This is a genomic window from Pseudomonas sp. AC136 (genome assembly GCF_979258585.1).
This window is the reverse complement of the sequence record NZ_OZ409865.1, coordinates 697,945-715,829: the sequence shown is the minus strand read 5'-3', so window position 1 is coordinate 715,829 and position 17,885 is coordinate 697,945. Positions and strand designations below refer to the sequence as shown.

The 17,885-nt window shown below is 63.5% G+C and carries 18 protein-coding genes and 1 riboswitch; of the genes, 9 read left to right on the top strand and 9 right to left on the bottom strand.

What is annotated here, in order from left to right; translation table 11 throughout:
• Nucleotides 1–116: 116 nt before the first annotated feature.
• The 3 genes from ACZZZU_RS03175 to ACZZZU_RS03165 are packed head-to-tail and all read left to right on the top strand — an operon-like array spanning nucleotide 117 to nucleotide 1,686.
• On the top strand, nucleotides 117–641 hold the full coding sequence (locus ACZZZU_RS03175; protein WP_463549715.1) for a C40 family peptidase: 525 nt from the start codon (nucleotides 117–119) through the stop codon (nucleotides 639–641).
• Nucleotides 642–691: 50 nt separating this feature from the next.
• Nucleotides 692–1,354 (top strand): class I SAM-dependent methyltransferase, encoded by a 663-nt coding sequence (locus ACZZZU_RS03170; RefSeq protein WP_463549714.1) that lies wholly within the window; start codon nucleotides 692–694, stop codon nucleotides 1,352–1,354.
• Nucleotides 1,355–1,365: 11 nt separating this feature from the next.
• On the top strand, nucleotides 1,366–1,686 hold the full coding sequence (locus tag ACZZZU_RS03165; RefSeq protein WP_463382766.1) for a hypothetical protein: 321 nt from the start codon (nucleotides 1,366–1,368) through the stop codon (nucleotides 1,684–1,686).
• Between the two features lie 413 nt (nucleotides 1,687–2,099).
• Here ACZZZU_RS03165 and ACZZZU_RS03160 read toward each other — a convergent pair whose 3' ends face one another.
• From ACZZZU_RS03160 to ACZZZU_RS03120, 9 genes are all read right to left on the bottom strand, one after another.
• On the bottom strand, nucleotides 2,100–2,750 hold the full coding sequence (locus ACZZZU_RS03160; RefSeq protein ID WP_463549713.1) for a response regulator: 651 nt from the start codon (nucleotides 2,748–2,750) through the stop codon (nucleotides 2,100–2,102).
• Nucleotides 2,751–3,018: 268 nt separating this feature from the next.
• Complete coding sequence (locus ACZZZU_RS03155) at nucleotides 3,019–4,107, bottom strand: protein-glutamate methylesterase/protein-glutamine glutaminase (protein WP_463549712.1); 1,089 nt, start codon at nucleotides 4,105–4,107, stop codon at nucleotides 3,019–3,021.
• A gap of 16 nt (nucleotides 4,108–4,123) precedes the next feature.
• A complete protein-coding gene (locus ACZZZU_RS03150; protein WP_463382764.1) occupies nucleotides 4,124–4,933 on the bottom strand; it encodes a CheR family methyltransferase in 810 nt (269 codons plus the stop codon).
• Nucleotides 4,933–5,439, bottom strand: coding sequence for a chemotaxis protein CheW (locus tag ACZZZU_RS03145; protein ID WP_463382763.1), 507 nt, complete (start codon nucleotides 5,437–5,439; stop codon nucleotides 4,933–4,935). Before ACZZZU_RS03145 ends, ACZZZU_RS03150 begins: the two co-directional genes overlap by 1 nt.
• 18 nt (nucleotides 5,440–5,457) lie before the next feature.
• Nucleotides 5,458–7,104 (bottom strand): methyl-accepting chemotaxis protein, encoded by a 1,647-nt coding sequence (locus ACZZZU_RS03140; protein WP_463549711.1) that lies wholly within the window; start codon nucleotides 7,102–7,104, stop codon nucleotides 5,458–5,460.
• Nucleotides 7,105–7,114: 10 nt separating this feature from the next.
• A complete protein-coding gene (locus tag ACZZZU_RS03135) occupies nucleotides 7,115–9,310 on the bottom strand; it encodes a chemotaxis protein CheA (RefSeq protein ID WP_463549710.1) in 2,196 nt (731 codons plus the stop codon).
• A 10-nt stretch (nucleotides 9,311–9,320) separates the two neighbouring features.
• Complete coding sequence (locus tag ACZZZU_RS03130; RefSeq protein WP_463549709.1) at nucleotides 9,321–9,635, bottom strand: STAS domain-containing protein; 315 nt, start codon at nucleotides 9,633–9,635, stop codon at nucleotides 9,321–9,323.
• Nucleotide 9,636: 1 nt separating this feature from the next.
• The gene (locus tag ACZZZU_RS03125; protein WP_122495991.1) at nucleotides 9,637–10,002 is read right to left on the bottom strand and encodes a response regulator; all 366 of its coding nucleotides are present in this window, start codon (nucleotides 10,000–10,002) and stop codon (nucleotides 9,637–9,639) included.
• A gap of 33 nt (nucleotides 10,003–10,035) precedes the next feature.
• Complete coding sequence (locus ACZZZU_RS03120; protein WP_463552095.1) at nucleotides 10,036–11,058, bottom strand: methyl-accepting chemotaxis protein; 1,023 nt, start codon at nucleotides 11,056–11,058, stop codon at nucleotides 10,036–10,038.
• A gap of 224 nt (nucleotides 11,059–11,282) precedes the next feature.
• Nucleotides 11,283–11,520: riboswitch (cobalamin riboswitch) on the top strand.
• A 149-nt stretch (nucleotides 11,521–11,669) separates the two neighbouring features.
• Here ACZZZU_RS03120 and cobO point away from each other — a divergent pair.
• The 6 genes from cobO to ACZZZU_RS03090 are packed head-to-tail and all read left to right on the top strand — an operon-like array spanning nucleotide 11,670 to nucleotide 17,665.
• Entirely contained in the window at nucleotides 11,670–12,281 is a 612-nt protein-coding gene (gene cobO, locus ACZZZU_RS03115) for a cob(I)yrinic acid a,c-diamide adenosyltransferase (protein WP_122450863.1), read from the top strand.
• The gene (locus ACZZZU_RS03110) at nucleotides 12,281–13,627 is read left to right on the top strand and encodes a cobyrinate a,c-diamide synthase (RefSeq protein ID WP_463549708.1); all 1,347 of its coding nucleotides are present in this window, start codon (nucleotides 12,281–12,283) and stop codon (nucleotides 13,625–13,627) included. The genes cobO and ACZZZU_RS03110 overlap by 1 nt, the downstream gene beginning before the upstream one ends.
• Nucleotides 13,624–14,274 carry a 5,6-dimethylbenzimidazole synthase gene (gene bluB, locus ACZZZU_RS03105; RefSeq protein WP_463549707.1) on the top strand — a complete coding sequence of 217 codons (651 nt, stop codon included), beginning with the start codon at nucleotides 13,624–13,626 and terminating at the stop codon, nucleotides 14,272–14,274. Before ACZZZU_RS03110 ends, bluB begins: the two co-directional genes overlap by 4 nt.
• Nucleotides 14,271–15,203 carry an adenosylcobinamide-phosphate synthase CbiB gene (gene cbiB / locus ACZZZU_RS03100; RefSeq protein ID WP_463549706.1) on the top strand — a complete coding sequence of 311 codons (933 nt, stop codon included), beginning with the start codon at nucleotides 14,271–14,273 and terminating at the stop codon, nucleotides 15,201–15,203. Before bluB ends, cbiB begins: the two co-directional genes overlap by 4 nt.
• Nucleotides 15,196–16,206 (top strand): threonine-phosphate decarboxylase CobD, encoded by a 1,011-nt coding sequence (gene cobD / locus ACZZZU_RS03095; RefSeq protein WP_463549705.1) that lies wholly within the window; start codon nucleotides 15,196–15,198, stop codon nucleotides 16,204–16,206. The genes cbiB and cobD overlap by 8 nt, the downstream gene beginning before the upstream one ends.
• Complete coding sequence (locus tag ACZZZU_RS03090; RefSeq protein ID WP_463549704.1) at nucleotides 16,199–17,665, top strand: cobyric acid synthase; 1,467 nt, start codon at nucleotides 16,199–16,201, stop codon at nucleotides 17,663–17,665. The genes cobD and ACZZZU_RS03090 overlap by 8 nt, the downstream gene beginning before the upstream one ends.
• Nucleotides 17,666–17,885 lie beyond the last annotated feature (220 nt).

Genomic DNA, 17,885 nt, shown 5'->3' with positions numbered 1-17,885 from the left:
TGGCGGGTTTGCAAGTTTCCGTAGGAGCCCGCAGCGCCGGCAAAATGCACCTAGCCCTTGCGCCACGGCCATCTCAAAGGCAGAGTACGCCGAACCATCTCTGAGCCGCCCCGCTTATGCCTGCTCCGGCCCGTGTCCTGCTTGTTCTAATTGCTGCGCTGCTTTCTGCCTGCGCCAGCTCACCGCCTCCTTCCAAACCCATCGTTTTCGCCCCACCTAGCGCCACGCAGAGCGATGCGGCCGACGATGTGTTGTTTCGCGCCCTGGGCCTGGTCGGCACGCCGTATCGTTACGGTGGCAACACGCCGGACAGCGGCTTCGATTGCAGCGGCCTGATCGGCTATGTGTACCGCGACGCCGCGGGCATCTCGCTGCCGCGCTCCACCCGCGAAATGGTCAGCATGGGCGCCCCCAGCGTAAAGCGTGAAGCCTTGCAGGCCGGCGATCTGGTGTTCTTCGCCACAGCTGGCGGCGGCAAAGTCAGCCACGCGGGTATCTACGTTGGGGAAGGGCGCTTCGTCCACGCGCCATCCAGCGGCGGAACCGTGCGCCTGGACAGCCTGTCCACCGCCTATTGGCTGAAAAGCTACGTCGACGCCAAGCGCGTTTTGAGCCCAGCCCGCCTGGCGCGCACTCCTTGAGCCACCGGCGCCGCTTTGTTTTTTAGTGACCCCTGCCAAGGACGCACCGCATGACCGCTCGAACACTCGCCCTCGATGACGCGCTCTACCACTACCTGCTCGACGTTTCCCTGCGTGAAACGCCACTGCTCAAACGCCTACGAGAAGAAACCCAGGCAATGCCCATGGCGCGCTGGCAAGTGGCGCCGGAGCAGGGCCAGTTTCTCGCGCTGCTGGTGAAACTCACCGGCGCCAAGCGTCTGTTGGAAATCGGCACCTTCACCGGCTACAGCGCCCTAAGCATGGCCAGCGCCTTGCCCGAAGACGGCCATCTGCTGTGCTGTGACCTGCCCGGCGACTACAACCAAATCGCCCGTCGCTACTGGTTTCAAGCCGAACTGCAAGAGCGCATCGAACTGCGCCTGGCGCCGGCGCTGGAAACCTTGGGCCAACTGGAGCGGGAAGGGCGCGGCGAGAGTTTCGACCTGATCTTTATCGACGCTGACAAAGCCAACTACCCGGTTTATCTGGAACACGCCCTGGCCCTGGTGCGCACCGGTGGCGTAATTCTGTTCGACAACACCCTGTGGAGCGGCCGCGTGCTCGAAAAATCGCCCGACAGCCCAGACACCCGCGCGATTCAAGCGCTGAACCGCCGCCTGAAAACCGACGCCCGTGTCGACCTCTCGCTTCTGCCCATCGGCGATGGTCTGACGCTCTGCCGCAAGCGCTAATCAGCCCCGCGATGCCCGAACCGATCCGCCTTCCGCCCCAGCCCGACCAGTGCGAACTGTGCCAACGCCCCGTGCCGCTCACCCGGCATCACCTGATACCCAAAGCGCTGCACAACAAGCCCTACGTGCAAAAGCAATTCGCCAAAAGCGAACGCATCACCGCCACGCTATGGGTATGCCGGGCGTGCCATAACCAGATTCATCGATTGTTTAGCGAGAAGGAATTGGCGCTGGCCTATAACAGCCGCGATGCGCTGCTCAGCGATGAGCGTTTGCAGACGTTTGTGAGCTGGCTGGCGACCAAGCCGCCAGGGTTTATGCCCAAGCATTGAGCCAGAAGGCGCAGTTTGTAGGAGCGGCTTCAGCCGCGATGTTTTGATCTGCTGTGGATCTGCCCTTCTGATCTACCTGCCCCATTGTTCGCAGGCCGAGTGGAGTCGTCGCGCAGGCGCGCGCGCTGGTAGGCGCGAAACAAAAGGTTCAGCGCACGCGGTAATGAATCCTCTGCACCGGCTTGAGATTCTGGATTCCCGCCTACGCGGGAATGACGGTGGTGTATGAATAACCTCCGTCATTCCCGCGCAGGCGGGAATCCAGAGTTTCGGAGCGAAGTGCGGTAGCGGGTTCGCCACGTCGCAATGGAGTAAATGCCTCGGTCGCTTACCCGGCGAAATGCTTTGGATCCCGAGTAGTCGGACCGCGACCCTGCACGGGAATGTCGGAAGTCGGAACGCGGATGCGCTCATCAATCATCCGGATCAACAATCCCTTCGCGCACGGCATACAGCACCAACCCCGCGACATCATGAATATGCAGCCGCTTCATAATCTGCGCCCGGTGCGCCTCCACGGTCTTCACGCTCAACCCCAACCCTTCGGCAATCAGGCGCGTGCTCACGCCCCGGCTAATCAAACGCAGAATTTCGATCTGCCGCTCAGTCAGGCTTTGCGCGACCGATAGCGGGCGTTTCGAGCGTGCCAAGGCGCGTTCCAGAACGGGCTCGGCAATGGATGAACTCAGGTAACGCTGACCCCGCCCAACGGCGTTCAGCGCCTCGTGCAGTTCATCAATTGCGGCGTCTTTTAGCAGGTAACCGCGTGCGCCTTTTTCCAGGGCAGACACCACCACCTCGGCGTCGGCGTGCATCGACAGCATTAGCACGCGCGAGTCGGGTGCAGCGGTGGCTAGCTCTCGCAGGGCTTCCAGGCCGCTGACGCCCTGCATCGAGACGTCGAGCAAGATGATGTCCGGGTGCAACGCACGGGCCATGTCGACGGTTTGTCGTCCGTCCTGCGCTTCGCCGACCACCTCGTAGCCTGGCAGGGTTTCGATCATGGCCCGAACGCCAACGCGGATCAGCGCGTGATCGTCGGCCAGCAACAGACGACACGTCATAGCGGCACGCTGCGGCAGCGGCGATGGTGGCGACCGTGTTGCCAGAGATAAAGGGAGTTGAAACGGCGATTACGCATTGCTTGGACTCCTGTCTCAAACTGCGCCGCACGGGCGCAAGGCGAGGCTCGACACGGCCGCGCTTATAAGCAATGAGTAAGGAGTGTAGCGAAGGTTCGGCCAATTTGATGGGCAAGTGGCCATCATTGTGCACGGCAAAGTGCCTGCAAGCCGTCTGCGTTGGGCACCGCAGCGTTCGTCGGATTAAGCGCTAAGGCCCCGTGCGCCCGTATTGGATGATGACCTTAGGCAAATTGCCGAGTGATTCAGTGCTTTGCGCAGCGTCCATGCGCAAGGCTTCTTTGGGCATGCCGAATACCACGCAGCTGGCTTCGTCCTGCGCCACGGTGCGCGCGCCGGCCTCTCGCATGGTCAGCAGACCACGGGCGCCGTCGTCGCCCATGCCGGTCATGATGATGCCCAGCGCGTTGTGGCCGGCGTGTTTGGCTACCGAGCGGAACAACACGTCGACTGACGGTTTGTGCCGGTTCACCGGTGGCCCATCAATCACTTCCACAAAGTACTGCGCGCCGCTGCGTTTGAGCTGCATGTGTTTGCCACCCGGCGCCACGAGGGCCAGGCCGGGGCGCACGCGGTCCATGTGTTTGGCTTCGCGCACGTCGATGGCGCAGAGGCTGTCGAGGCGCTGGGCAAAGGCGGCGGTGAATTTCTCGGGCATGTGCTGAACGATGACGATGCCGGGGCAGCCGGCCGGCAATTGTCGCAGCACCACTTCCAGGGCCTGGGTGCCGCCTGTGGATGTGCCGAGTGCTACCACACGATCGGTGGTGGTCAGCGACGGCTTTTCTGCATGCGGCTCCGGCTGGGCAGCAGCGCTCACTGTTTTTGCGACAGACGCCGCTGGTGTTGCCTTTGGCATGGCGCGTGGGCTGCTGCGGGCGGCCATTTCAATCTGACGGATCAGATCGCCGGATATCTGCTGCAAGCTGTCTTTAAGCCCGAGCCTGGCTTTGGTGAACACGCCTACAGCGCCTGCCGCCAGGGCGTCGAGGGTGATGGCGGCGCCGGCTTCGGTGAGTGTCGAGCAGATAATTGATGGCGTCGGCCGCTCTGCCATGATTTTGCGCAGGAACGTGATGCCGTCCATGCGCGGCATTTCCACGTCCAGCACCAGAACGTCGGGCCACTGTTTCTGCATTTTTTCCAGTGCAAACAGCGGGTCGGCGGCCTGGCCAATCACGTCGATGGTGGGGTGACTGTGCAAGCAGGCGGTGAGCACCTGACGCACCAGCGCCGAGTCATCGACGATAAATACTTTGATCCGCGCGTTATGGGGCATCGGCTGGTTCCGTTTCTTAAAGGCGTTCAAACACCGAAGGGCGCAGGGTTCGCAGCGGCAAGTCGAAACCGTGCAGGCTTTCGGCGTGGCCGATAAACAGCAAGCCGCCAGGGTGCAGGCGCTCGACCAAGCGTTGCGTAATGGCGCGCTTTTCGTCCTGGGCGAAGTAGATCAACACGTTGCGCAGGAAAATCACGTCGAACGGGCCGACACCGGCGGGAATCGGGCGCATCAGGTTGACCTCGGCGAAGTTCACCCGGTGGCGCAGTTCCTGGTTCATGCGAAACAGACCCTCGCTGTCTTCCACACCGCGCAAACAGTGGCGTTTCAGCCAGCCTGCGGGAAAGTTGTCGGCCTGGTCGAGCGGGTAGGTGCCCCGGCGAGCGGTTTCCAGAACGCGGCGGCTGAGGTCGCTGGCGAAAATCGACCAGTCGCGGCTGCGTGAGTGCTCGGCGGCGACCATGGCCATGGTGAAGGCTTCCTGGCCCGATGAGCTGGCCGCACTCCACATATGCACCGGCTTGCGCTGCCGGCCCAGCCACTCGCCCAGTACCTCAAAGTGCTGCGGCTCGCGGAAAAAGTAGGTTTCGTTGGTGGTCAACAGGTCGATCACCAGACGCCGTTCTTCCTGTTCGTTGGGGTCGTTGATCAGCTGCATATAGGCGCCGTAATTCGGCACCCCGCGTTCGCGCAGCCGGCTCATCAGACGGCCTGCCATCAGCGTGCGCTTCTGTTCGGCCATACGGATGCCGGAAGCCTGCAGCATCATCTGCTGCAGGCTGCGGAAGTCGCTGTCACTGAGTTTCGGCAGGTTAGAGGTGGGCATCAACTGGCCTGGCGAGCGAGGCTCAACTGGCGGATGTCGTCGAGCGACAACACCCGTCGCACGTCCAGCACAATGGTGAAACCACGCTCGTCGCGGGCCATTCCGGCAATAAAGTCGGTGTTGATGCCGGCGCCAAAGGGCGGCGGCGGTTCAACGGTGGTGCCGTCGATATCCAGCACGGCGTCCACGGCGTCTACCACCAAACCGATGCGCTGCTCTTGGTCGTCCAAGTGCAGTTCGATGATGACAATGCAGGTGCGCTTGTTGGCCACGCTCAGTGGCATGCCAAAGCGCGCCGCCAGGTCGAGCACCGGCACCACGTTGCCGCGCAGGTTGATCACACCGTGAATAAAGCTCGGCATCATCGGCACCGTAGTGATCTGCCCGTATTCGATAATCTCGCGCACCAGCTCGATCGGCAGCGCATAGCGCGCGTCACGAACCCGGAACGACAGGTGCTGCACGCTATCGGGCGTGGCGGCAACACTGGCTTGTAAGTGAGGCATGGCGTGGCGTCCCGGGGCTTAGTTGAAATTCACGAACTGGCCTTCATCCACCAGTCCTTGGCCGGGCTTGCGCGGCTCTTGGCGACGCAGCTCGCGCACGTTGCTCGGCCCGCGCGGTTGGCTCGGTTTATGGCTGGCGGCAGCGGCGAAGTTGTCGAGACGGAAGTAGCCGATCAATTCCTGCAGCTGGCTGGCCTGGGCGTTCATTTCCTCGGCGGTGGCCGCCAGCTCTTCCGAGGCGGAGGCGTTTTGCTGGGTGATCTGGTTCATCTGGCCCATGGCGATATTGATCTGCCCGGCGCCGCTGGATTGCTCCTGCGACGCGGCGGTGATCTCTTGCACCAGGTCCGAGGTTTTTTGAATGTTCGGCACAATTTCGTCGAGCAGTTTGCCGGCCTGTTCGGCGAGGCTGACGCTGTTGCTCGCCACGCCGCCGATTTCCTGCGCGGCCACCTGGCTGCGCTCTGCCAGTTTGCGCACCTCGGCAGCGACGACGGCGAAGCCTTTGCCATGGTCGCCAGCACGGGCAGCCTCGATGGCGGCGTTCAGGGCCAGCAGATTGGTCTGGTAGGCGATGTCATCGATGATGCCGATCTTCGCTGCGATCTGTTTCATCGCCTGCACCATCTCGCGCACAGCCTGACCACCTTGTACGGCGTCGTTCGCCGCCTTGCCGGCAATGCCGTCGGTGATTTGCGCGCTTTCGGTGTTCTGCGCAATCGAGGCCGACATCTGTTCAACCGACGCAGTGGTTTCTTCCACGCTGGCGGCTTGCTCGGTGGCGGCCTGGCTCAGCGACATGGAGGTGGCGCTGACTTCCTCGGAGGCCGAGGACAACGAATCGGCGGCGCTGCGCACATCGCCCATCACGGTGCGCAGGCGTTCGGTCATGTGCTGCATGGAGGCGAGCAGCTTGCCGGTTTCGTCTTTGCTGTCCGAGGTGATGCTCACGCTGAGGTCGCCCTCGGCCAGGCTGTTAGCCACGTCCACCGCACGGTTGAGTGGGCGGGTGATGCTGCGGGTTACCAGAATGCCAATGGCAAAGCCCAGCCCAGCGGCGATCAGAATCAGCACGACCATTTGCGTACGAGAGTCTTGGTAAATCGTGGTGATGGTGTCGTTGGCTTCCCCAGCGCGGTGTTTTTTCTGCTCAACCAGCCCGGCAACCGTTTCGTCGGCGGCGTTGCTCTGGGCACGCAGCTCGGGCAGCAAGGCGATCACGTCGCTGGCCTCGGCAAAGCGGCCGCTGGCTTTGTTGATGTCGAGAATACGCAGCGCGGTTTGCTCGTAGGTGTTCAGCTCTTTGGTCAGGGTGGCCAGCTGCGCCAGTGACTCCGGGCTGCTAAAGCTGGGGCGCGCTTTGTCGAGGTTTTCGTGCATGGCTTTAAGCGCCTCGTGCACTTGAGCCATGGTTCGCTCGCGCTCTTCGGCGTTGGTGCTCAGCAAGCTGCTGCGCAGGTGACGGCCCACGTAGGCGAGGTTGAGGTTGGCGGTTTGCATATAGCTCAGGCCGATCATTTCGCGCTGGTACATCTGGTCTGACAGGTCGTTGACCTTGCTCAGGTTAATGATGCCCAGTGCGCCCACCACGGCGGTGAGAATCACCACCAGGGTGAAGCCGGCGATCAGGCGAATGCCGATCTTCAAGTTACGGATAGCGTGCATAAAAGGTCTCCTAGGAGCCGGTGAGGTCCGGTCGCGGTTGGTTAGCGCGCGAGTCGGCCTCGACGCTGTGTTGCAGGGTGTTGAACAGACTGGCGATATCCAGGATCAGGGCGATTTGCCCGGAGCCGAGAATGGTGGAGCCGCTGATGCCTTGCAGGTGCTGGAACAGCAGGCCCAGCGGCTTGATAACGGTTTGCAGCTCGCCGTGCAGGTGGTCAACGATCAACCCGGCCTGCTGGCGGCCGAAATTGACCACCACAATGTTGCGGCGGCTGGTGTGGCTGGCGGGCAAGCCAAAGTGCGCAGCCAGGTCGATGCACGGCAGCGGTTTGCCGCGCAGCTCGATGTAGCCATAGGTGCAGCGCGCCAGTTGGGTGGCGTCCAGCTCGATGCATTCGGTGACCAAATCCAGCGGCACCACCAGATGCTCGTCGCCCAGGCTGACCAGAAAACCATCGATGATTGCCAGTGTCAGCGGCAGGCGTATGCGGAACGTGGTGCCTTGGCCGAACACGGAATCGATGTCGATACTGCCGCGCAATGCATCGATGGCGCTGCGCACCACGTCCATGCCAACGCCACGGCCGGAGAGGTCGGACACCGCGTCGGCGGTGGAGAAACCGGCGGCGAAAATCAGCCGTTGGATATCGTGTTCCGAGAGGTTGGCCTGGGCGTCGATCAAACCGCGGGCGATGGCTTTTTCGCGGATGCGCGCGGTGTTCAGGCCGTGGCCGTCGTCGCTCACTTCAATCACGATCATGCCCGACTCGTGGTAGGCGTTCAGGCGCAGCAAGCCCTGCGCCGATTTGCCAGCCGCCGCGCGTTGTTCGGCGTTTTCGATGCCGTGGTCGATGGCGTTGCGCACCAGGTGGGTGAGCGGGTCGGCCAGTTGGTCGATCACCGATTTATCCAGCTCAGTGTCGGCGCCGCGAATGTCCAGGCGGATGTCTTTGCCCAGTTGCTGGCTGACGTCGCGTACCACGCGGTGGAAGCGGTTGAAGGTGTCGCCGATTTCGATCATGCGCATTTTCAGCGCCACTTCGCGGATTTGCTCGACGTGCTGATTCACCGTTTGCGCGCTTTCGATGCAAAGCGCATTGCCGTGCTTTTGCGCATGCAGCTGGGCACCGGCCGCGCTGATCACCAGCTCGCCGACCAGGTTGATCAGCTCGTCGAGCTTGTGCGCGGCCACGCGAATCGGGCTGTCGTTAACGCGCTTGTCGCGGGAGGCTTTTTGTTTGGCCAATGCCGCGTCTACGGCTTTCGGCGCGACCATGCCTTGGCTCACCAGCACTTCGCCGAGCGCGGGTTTTTCATCGGTGGCGCTGGCTTGTAGGTGCAGGCTGGTTTGCAGTTCGTGTTCGGTGAGCAGGCCGGCGGTGACCAGAATCTGGCCAATGCGCGCGTCGCTTTCCGGCAGTTGATGAATGAGCTTGAGGTAGTCGTCCAGCACGCTGTCGGGCGGCAAAATGTGCAAGGTGCAGAAGTCGCGGATGAACTCGAACACCTCTTCAATTTCGGTTTTGCTGGCCTCGCTTTGCAGGTCAATTTCCAAACCCAGGTAGCAGCTTTCCGGGTCCAGATCGGCGAGGGCCGGCAGGGTGTCATCGATCAACGCCAAGTGATTGATGTCGCCCAGACGCGCCAGGTAACGCACAAACGAGGCCGGGTCGAAACCGTTGCGCAGCAGGTCGGCGTGAAAGCGCAGGGAAATGTGCCAAGCCGCCGATTTACCGAGCGAGGCCACGACCGGCGCACTGGTTTCAGGTTCGTGGGCAGCCATCACCGGCATGGCGCCGGGTACGGCCTGAGCATGTTCAGCCAGGGTTGCAAGCAGTTGCGCCTGATGCTCTTCATCCACCGGAAGTTCGCCCGTTTGCGCGTCGATCAGCGCCACCATGGATGCGATTTCATCGAGGCAACGCAGCAGTACGGAAATCAGCGCCGGGGTCAGGGTGCCGGCGCCGTCGCGCACGGCCATCAGCAGGTTTTCCAGGTGATGGGTGAAACTCACCAGCGGCGTCAGCGAGAACAAACCCGCCGAGCCTTTGATGGTGTGCATGGCGCGGAACAGGCCGCTCAGGGCCTCTTCGTCAGTGGGCGACTGGTCCAGTTGCAGCAGGTATTCCTCGGCCTGCTTGGTCAGCTCGCTCGCTTCTTCGATAAAGCCCAGCAGCAGTTGCGTCCACTGTTCGCCGTTCAGCATGGGGTGGCCCTCAGGCCTGGGCTGCCGACAACGGCAGCAAATGAGAGAGGCGCAACAGGGCGAGCAGCTCGAGTACGGCGGCGGCCGGGTTGCAGGTTTCCAGCACGATGCCCAGCTGTTGCAGTGACTTATGCAGGGCCAACAACAACTGCACGCCGGCGGTGTCGAGTTCTTCCACTGCGCTCAGGTCCAGGCGCCAGGCCGGCACGTGCGTGTCGCTGGCGAGCACGGCGGCGAGCTCGGTGTGGGCCTGACTCACTTCATAAATGGTCAGGCTGCCGGCAATGGCCAACTGGCCGGGGGCGGGGTGGCTGAGCTGGAACATGTCAGCTGGCCAACTTGTCGACGGCCGACAACAACTGCGCCGGCTGGAACGGTTTGACGATCCAGGCGCGCGCACCCGCTGCCTGGCCTTCGGCCTTTTTGTTTTGCTCACTTTCGGTGGTCAGCATGACGATGGGGGTGAACTTGTATTCCGGCCGCGCTTTAAGCGCCTTGACCAGGCCGATGCCGTCGAGGTTGGGCATGTTCACGTCGCTGATGATCAGGTTGACCTTTTGCCCGGTCAGCTTGGCCAGCGCATCGCGGCCGTCGACGGCTTCGATCACTTGGTGGCCGGCTCCGGTGAGGGTCATCTTCACCAGTTGGCGCATGGACGATGAGTCATCGACGATCAAAATGGTTTTGGCCATGGGGCAGGGCTCCGTCAGGGCAAGGAAAAGGCGTTAGAAAAAGGTGATGTCGTCTTGCGCAGCGCGGCTTTTGCCGGCTGCACGGCGGCCGCCGCGTTCTTCATCGGTGGTGAATTGGCTGCGCAGTTCGCGCAGCCAGCGCTGCGGGTCGCTGATGATCGGGTCTTGGCTTTGCAGGGCGCTTTGCAGGCGCTGGATGTCGCTTTGCAGGTGGTCGAGCATCTGGTCGGAGCGGTCCTGGAACTGCAGGCTGACGACGATTTCCTGAATGTCGCCCTGAGTGACGCGGGTGTCCTGTTGCAGCTCCAGTGAGCTGTGGGTCAGCGCGTCAAGGTTGGCCGACAGCCCTTGCATGATTTCGCCCGCCACCTGATCGAGGTAATGCAGGTTGCTTTCTTCGCTAGCCGACAGCTGATCCGCAGCGCCGACGGTGGACTGGATGGCTTTGTTGATCTCGCCCACTTTCTCGACCATGCGCTGGCCGGTTTCGGCCGACAGGCTGGAGAGTTTGCGCACCTCATCGGCGACCACCGAGAAGCCCCGGCCGTATTCACCGGCACGGGCGGCCTCGATGGCGGCGTTGAGGGCGAGCAGGTTGGTTTGGCTGGCGATGTCTTGCACATGCTTGGACATGCTCTGCAATTCGCTGGCATAGCTGTTCAGGTGGCCGACGGTGGCGAGCAATTGCTTGCGGTTGTCGCTGGCGGCGTGGAACGCGCTGGTTACTTCGTCGAGGCGCGCGTTGGCGGTGCGCAGGCTGTCGCCGATGCCGTTATTGCCGAGCACGCTTTCGGAGCGGTTGAGGGTTTGTTGCAGCCGATCGACCAAACTGGCGAAGCGCTCGAACAGCGCGCTGACATTGCTGCCCAGCAATTGGCGCACCTGGCCGAGGTTGTCGTTCCAGGTCGGCAGCAGGGCGCTAAGCAGCGGTTGGTTGTCCAGGGTTGGCGCGGTCTCTTCAACGTAAACCGGCTCGGTTACCGGCGCCTTGCTCGGCCTTACAAACACGCCGGCCAAGGCGGTAACCGCCAGACCGGCACCGGCCAACCACGGCATGGACACGCCCAGGCCAATCAGGCTGATGACAACTCCAAGGTAAAGCGCGCAATAGGCCAACACGGCAAATTCCCGACCAGGTTCAAGTTGGGTGAACTATAGGCAGCCGCGGCTAAGCGAAAAATCGGGGCACCCCCTACAGGCTTTGTAGGGGTTTCCCCTATACAGAAGTGCGCCGAGTTGGCGACCCCCGCCGAATTGACGCTCAACCTGCAACCCTCTAACCTGCCACCCTCGCTTCAGGTGCCGCCATTTGGCGGTGAAACAGGGAAGTCGGTCCCGCTTGTTTTGCACGTGTTGCGCGTACAAAAGAAACGGCACAAGCCGACGCTGCCCCCGCAACGGTAATTGAGCTGAACACCGCACTAGCCACTGTGTTGAACACGGGAAGGCGCGCTGTTCTGTTGGCCATCACTGGCCGCGCTCATTAGCCCGGAGACCGGCCTGTCGCAGTACCACGGCATTGCGGAGGGCTTTGTCTGGCGTCGGGTGATTGTCTGCAATCCCTGCGTCTGCCGTTCTCCGCTAGCCTCAACCAAGCCGTTGGAAAACCGCCGCCTCGCGCGGGCTTTCCCGGCCTGGACAATTGATGTTGAAGAGCTGAGACCGCAATGAGCGAATCCGCAGAACGCGACGCCCGCCACAAGGCGCGCATGGCCCGCAAAAAAGCCCTTATCGACGAGAAAATCGCCCAGGCCCAGAACGAATACGGCCTGCTGCTGGTGCACACCGGCAATGGCAAAGGCAAAAGCAGCTCGGCGTTTGGCATGGTCGCGCGGGCCTTGGGCCATGGCATGAAAGTGGGCGTGGTGCAGTTCATCAAAGGCGCGGCCAGCACCGGCGAAGAACGCTTCTTCCGCCGCTTCCCCGAAGAAGTCAGCTACCACGTGATGGGCGAGGGCTACACCTGGGACACCCAGGACCGCCAGCGCGATATCGACAAAGCAGTCGCCGCCTGGGCCGTGGCCAAAGACATGCTCAACGACCCGGCCATCGGCCTGGTGGTGCTGGACGAGCTGAACATCGCCCTCAAACACAATTACCTCGACCTCGACACCGTGCTCGCCGATATCGGCGGCCGCCCGGAATTTCAGCACGTGGTCGCCACCGGCCGTGGCGCACCGCCTGCGCTCATTGAAGCGGCCGACACCGTGACCGAAATGGCCATGGTCAAGCACGCCTTCAAGTCCGGCGTTAAAGCCCAGGCCGGGGTGGAGTTCTGATGCAGAGCCACGCATGCCCGGCGCTGTTGATCGCCGCACCGGCGTCCGGCCAGGGCAAAACCACCGTCACCGCTGCCCTGGCGCGCCTGCACACACGCCAAGGCAAACGGGTTCGGGTATTCAAATGCGGGCCGGACTTTCTCGACCCCATGATTCTCGCCCGCGCCAGTGGTGCGCCGGTGTACCAGCTGGATTTGTGGATGGTCGGCGAAGCGGAAAGCCGTCGCCTGCTCTGGGAAGCCGCCGCCGAGGCCGACCTGATTCTGATTGAAGGCGTCATGGGCCTGTTCGACGGCACGCCATCGGCCGCCGATTTGGCCCGTCACTTCGGCGTGCCGGTGCTGGCGCTGATCGACGGTTCCGGCATGGCGCAAACCTTCGGCGCCATGGCTCACGGCATGGCCACGTACCAGGCCGACCTGCCGTTCTCCGGCGTGCTCGCCAACCGCACCGGCAGCGCCCGGCATGGCGAAATTCTGCGCGACTGCCTGCCGCCTGCCATCAAGTGGTACGGCGCTTTGCCGCGCAGCGCCGCGATTGAACTGCCGAGCCGGCACCTGGGCCTGGTGCAAGCCGAAGAGCTGGAAGACCTGGACGCCCGTTTGGACGCCGCCGCCGACGCCCTGGCCGCCAGCGCCGACACCACGTTGCCGGCGCCCGTGCACTTCGCGCCGCCACCAATGGTTCGGCAGATATTGCCGTTGCTCAAGGGCGTGCGCATTGGCGTGGCGCGCGACACCTCGTTCGCCTTTCTCTATCAGGCCAACCTCGACCTGCTGCGCGAGCTGGGCGCCGAGCTGATCGAATTCTCGCCACTTCGCGACAGCGCGTTGCCCGAGGTCGACAGCCTGTATTTGCCCGGTGGTTATCCGGAATTGCACCTGCAGCCGCTGCAAGCCAACCAGGCCATGCGCGCCGCCATTCACGCCCACCACGCCGCGGGCAAACCGCTGCACGCCGAATGCGGCGGCATGTTGTACCTGCTCGACGCGCTAACCGACAAAGACGGCGCCAGCGGCGAACTGTTGGGCCTGTTGCCGGGCAATGCGCTCATGCATAAAAAGCTCAAAGCCCTGGCGTTGCAGGAAATCGACTTGCCCGAAGGTCGCGTGCGCGGCCACACCTACCACTATTCGGAGCTGCATTGCGCCCTGGAGCCGCTGGCCCGTGGCGTGTGCCCGACCTACAAACGCACCAGCGAGGCGGTGTACCGCATCGGCCGGCTGACGGCTTCGTACATTCACCTGTATATGCCGTCCAACCCGGCGGCCGCGGCGGCACTGTTTCGGCCTGGCGCAGCGCCCGCCGTCGCCCACATTCAGCAGAGCGACGAGCAGCTCGCATGACCGACCACGCCTACAGCGCCGCCGAGCGCGCGGCTGTTTACCGCGCCATTGCTGAGCGCCGCGACATGCGCCACTTCAGCGGCGGCGAAGTGGCGCCCGAGGTGCTGGCGCGCTTGCTCGAAGCGGCGCACCACGCCCCGAGCGTCGGCTTGATGCAGCCGTGGCGGTTTATCCGCATTACGCAAACACCGTTGCGCCATGCCATTCACGCGCTGGTGGAAGAAGAGCGGGTGCGCACTGCCGAGGCGCTGGAACAGCGCGCCGATGAATTTATGCGGCTGAAGGTCGAGGGCATTCGCGACTGCGCCGAGCTGCTTGTGGTCGCCCTGGGTGATGGCCGCGAAGCCCATGTGTTTGGCCGTCGCACATTGCCAGAAATGGACCTGGCCTCGGTGTCCTGCGCGATCCAGAATTTCTGGCTGGCCGCTCGCGCCGAAGGGCTGGGCGTGGGTTGGGTGTCGATGTTCGAGCCGCAGGCGCTGGCTGAGTTGCTGCGCCTGCCTGCCGGGGCCAAACCGGTGGCGGTGCTGTGCGTGGGCCCGGTGCCCGAATTCTACGAAGCGCCGATGCTGCAACAGGAAGGCTGGGCGACGCCGCGTCCGCTCAGCGAATTGCTGTTCACCGACACCTGGCCGGAGGCGCAATGAGCATCGCCTTGCTCAGCGTCGCCGGGGTGGCATTGGATGCGTGTTTCGGCGAACCCAAGCGCTGGCATCCGCTGGTGGGCTTTGGGCGCCTGGCCAATGCCCTCGAACAGCGCTTCAACCGCGCCTTCAGCGACAACGCCGAAGAGGTCGGACGCGGCTGGCGCAGCCATGGCGTCACCGCCTGGGTGCTCGCCGTGCTGCCGCTGACCGTCGCCGCCTGGCTGCTGAGCCTGCTGCCCTACATCGGCTGGCTGGTGGACATCGCCGCGCTGTACCTGGCCCTGGGCATGCAAAGCCTGACCGAACATGCACAACCGATTGTGCAGGCGCTGCGCGACGGTGATCTGGCCAAAGCCCGCGAGCGTGTGGGTTATATCGTCAGCCGCGACACCAGCGCCCTCGACGAGCACGGCGTGGCCCTGGCCGCCACCGAATCGGTGCTGGAAAACGGCAGCGATGCGGTGTTCGCCGCCTTGTTCTGGTTTGTGCTGCTGGGCGCGCCGGGGGTGGTTTTGTACCGCCTGAGCAACACGCTGGACGCCATGTGGGGCTACCGCAACCCGCGTTTCGAACGCTTTGGCTGGGCGGCGGCGCGCATCGACGATGTGCTCAACCTGATCCCGGCGCGGCTGGTGGCGCTCACCTACGCGCTGCTCGGCAACACCCGTCTGGCCTTGCGCTGCTGGTGCCGGCAGGGCTTCACCTGGTACAGCCCAAACGCCGGCCCGGTAATGGCGGCGGGCGCTGGTGCGCTGGGCGTAGCGCTGGGGCGACCGGCCATGTACCACGGCGCCCTGCGTGAACGCCCACCCTTGGGCGAAGGCCCGCCGCCGGACGCCGACACCATTGAGCGCGCCGTGCGGTTGGTGCGTCGTGGCGTGCTGCTGTGGCTGTTGGTGTTGCTGCTCGGAGGGCGCCTGTTTGCCTAAGCCAATCAGCGCCGGCCTGCTCCATGGCGGCCGACTGCAACAGGCCGCGCGTGACTACGACATTGCCGTCGAAGACTGGCTGGACCTGTCCACCGGCATCGCGCCGTGGCCGTTTCCCCTGGCCGAGATTCCCGTCAGCGCCTGGGCGCGGCTGCCCGAAGATGACGACGGCTTAACCGCCGCTGCCTGCGCGTATTACGGCGTGGAGCAGCTGCTGCCGGTGGCCGGTTCACAAGCAGCCCTTCAGCTATTGCCGCGTTTGCGTGGGCGCAGCCGTGTGGGCGTGCTGTCGCCGTGCTACGCCGAACATGCCCACGCCTGGCGCGAAGCCGGGCACGACGTTCGCGAATTGACCGAGGCCGACGTAGCCGCGCAGCTCCATGAGCTGGACGTGCTCGTGGTGGTCAACCCCAACAACCCCACCGGCCGCCTGTGCCCGCGCGACCAGCTTTTGACCTGGCACGTGAACCTGGCGGAGCGGGGCGGGTGGCTGGTGGTGGACGAAGCCTTTATCGACATCACCCCGCAGCACAGCCTGGCGGCCGACTGTCCGCGTGACGGTCTGATCGTCCTGCGCTCATTCGGCAAATTCTTCGGCCTGGCCGGCGCTCGACTGGGCTGCGTGCTGGCGGCGCCAGCGCTGCTGCAAGCCCTGGCCGATCGCCTCGGCCCCTGGACCGTTAACGGGCCAACCCGCGCCGTGGCCCGCCAGTGTTTCGCCGACCTCGCCAGTCAGAAGCAGCAACGTGAACGTGCGCTGTACGCCAGCGAGCGGCTTGCCGAGCTGATGACGGTTAACGGCCTGCAACCCAGCGGCGGCACTGGGCTTTTTCAATGGTGGCAAGGCGAACAAGCCGCTGCCGTTCACGATTTTTTCGCCCGGCGCGGCGTGCTGCTGCGGTTGTTTCCGGCTCATAGCAGCCTGCGCATCGGCCTGCCGGCTGAAGAGGCTGACTGGCTAACACTGACCGAGGTTTTCCACGCGTGGCGCACCAATGACTAACGCAACCGACACCACCTTGATGGTGCAAGGCACCACATCGGACGCCGGCAAAAGCACGCTGGTGGCGGCCCTGTGCCGTTGGCTGCATCGCCAAGGCGTGAACGTGGTGCCTTTCAAACCCCAGAACATGGCGCTCAACAGCGCCGTGACCGTCGACGGCGGCGAAATTGGCCGCGCCCAGGCGGTGCAAGCGCAAGCCTGTGGTTTGCCGGCACACACCGACATGAACCCGGTGCTGCTCAAACCAAACAGCGACACCGGCGCGCAAGTCATCATTCACGGCCGCGCCGTCACCAGCATGGAAGCGGCCCAGTACCACGACTACAAAAAGGTCGCCATGCAGGCCGTGTTGCAGTCGCACCAACGCTTGAGCAGCGCCTATACGGTGGTGATGGTCGAGGGCGCGGGCTCGCCGGCGGAAATCAATTTGCGTGCCGGTGACATTGCCAACATGGGCTTCGCCGAAGCGGTGGATTGCCCGGTGATTCTGATTGCCGACATCGACCGCGGCGGCGTGTTTGCCCATCTGGTCGGCACCCTGGAATTGCTCTCCGAAAGCGAGCAGGCGCGGGTGAAAGGCTTCGTCATCAACCGCTTTCGCGGCGCCCTCAGCCTGTTGCAACCGGGCCTGGACTGGCTGGAACAACGCACGGGCAAACCGGTGCTGGGCGTATTGCCGTACCTCACCGACCTGCACCTGGAAGCTGAAGACGCCATCGACACCCGGCAAATCGCCAAGGCCGAGCAGGTGCTCAAAGTGGTGGTGCCGGTGCTGCCGCGCATCAGCAACCACACCGACTTCGACCCGCTGCGCCTGCACCCGCAGGTGGACCTGCAATTTATTGCCCCTGGCCAGCCGATTCCGCCGGCCGACCTGATTATTCTGCCCGGCTCGAAAAGCACCCGTGGCGACCTCGCCGTGCTGCGGGCGAACGGCTGGGAAAGCGCCTTGCACAAACACCTGCGCTACGGCGGCAAGGTGCTGGGCATTTGCGGCGGTTTCCAGATGCTCGGCCAACAGATCCACGACCCGGCAGGTATCGAAGGTGCCGCCGGATCCAGCGCGGGACTGCGGCTGCTCGACTTCGAAACGGTGTTGGCCGAACACAAACAGCTGCACAACGTAAACGGCCACCTTTGCCTCGATGGCGCGGCTATCAGCGGCTATGAAATTCACGCCGGCATCAGCACCGGGCCGGCCTTGGAACGGTTCGCCGTGCAGCTCGACGACGGCCGCTGCGACGGCGCCCGCAGCGACGATGGACAGATTCTCGGCACCTATCTGCATGGGCTGTTCGAGAGCCCCGCTGCCTGCACAGCGTTGCTGCGCTGGGCCGGACTGCAAGACGTGCAGACCGTCGACTACCACGCCCTGCGCGAGCGCGATCTGGAGCGCCTGGCGGACTTGGTTGAACAGCATCTGGATACCGAAAAATTGCGCCACTTATGCGGGCTATAAACCACTCTGTGGGAGCGGCTTTAGCCGCGATGCTCTTGCGACCAAAAAGCATCGCGGCTAAAGCCGCTCCTACAGGTCCGCGATTTGCACTCGATGTTTGGCGAGCACCGGAAACCAAGCAACTCGCGCGGTATTCCACGCACTCTGTGGGAGCGGCTTCAGCCGCGATGCTCTTGCGATCAAAAAGCATCGCGGCTGAAGCCGCTCCTACAGGGGCGGT

Coding starts and splice junctions, on each gene's coding strand:
- ACZZZU_RS03175 (WP_463549715.1), top strand. CDS start 117: ATGCCTGCTCCGGCCCGTGTCCTGCTTGTTCTAATTGCTGCGCTGCTT.
- ACZZZU_RS03170 (WP_463549714.1), top strand. CDS start 692: ATGACCGCTCGAACACTCGCCCTCGATGACGCGCTCTACCACTACCTG.
- ACZZZU_RS03165 (WP_463382766.1), top strand. CDS start 1,366: ATGCCCGAACCGATCCGCCTTCCGCCCCAGCCCGACCAGTGCGAACTG.
- ACZZZU_RS03160 (WP_463549713.1), bottom strand. CDS start 2,750: ATGACGTGTCGTCTGTTGCTGGCCGACGATCACGCGCTGATCCGCGTT.
- ACZZZU_RS03155 (WP_463549712.1), bottom strand. CDS start 4,107: ATGCCCCATAACGCGCGGATCAAAGTATTTATCGTCGATGACTCGGCG.
- ACZZZU_RS03150 (WP_463382764.1), bottom strand. CDS start 4,933: ATGCCCACCTCTAACCTGCCGAAACTCAGTGACAGCGACTTCCGCAGC.
- ACZZZU_RS03145 (WP_463382763.1), bottom strand. CDS start 5,439: ATGCCTCACTTACAAGCCAGTGTTGCCGCCACGCCCGATAGCGTGCAG.
- ACZZZU_RS03140 (WP_463549711.1), bottom strand. CDS start 7,104: ATGCACGCTATCCGTAACTTGAAGATCGGCATTCGCCTGATCGCCGGC.
- ACZZZU_RS03135 (WP_463549710.1), bottom strand. CDS start 9,310: ATGCTGAACGGCGAACAGTGGACGCAACTGCTGCTGGGCTTTATCGAA.
- ACZZZU_RS03130 (WP_463549709.1), bottom strand. CDS start 9,635: ATGTTCCAGCTCAGCCACCCCGCCCCCGGCCAGTTGGCCATTGCCGGC.
- ACZZZU_RS03125 (WP_122495991.1), bottom strand. CDS start 10,002: ATGGCCAAAACCATTTTGATCGTCGATGACTCATCGTCCATGCGCCAA.
- ACZZZU_RS03120 (WP_463552095.1), bottom strand. CDS start 11,058: ATGCCGTGGTTGGCCGGTGCCGGTCTGGCGGTTACCGCCTTGGCCGGC.
- cobO (WP_122450863.1), top strand. CDS start 11,670: ATGAGCGAATCCGCAGAACGCGACGCCCGCCACAAGGCGCGCATGGCC.
- ACZZZU_RS03110 (WP_463549708.1), top strand. CDS start 12,281: ATGCAGAGCCACGCATGCCCGGCGCTGTTGATCGCCGCACCGGCGTCC.
- bluB (WP_463549707.1), top strand. CDS start 13,624: ATGACCGACCACGCCTACAGCGCCGCCGAGCGCGCGGCTGTTTACCGC.
- cbiB (WP_463549706.1), top strand. CDS start 14,271: ATGAGCATCGCCTTGCTCAGCGTCGCCGGGGTGGCATTGGATGCGTGT.
- ACZZZU_RS03090 (WP_463549704.1), top strand. CDS start 16,199: ATGACTAACGCAACCGACACCACCTTGATGGTGCAAGGCACCACATCG.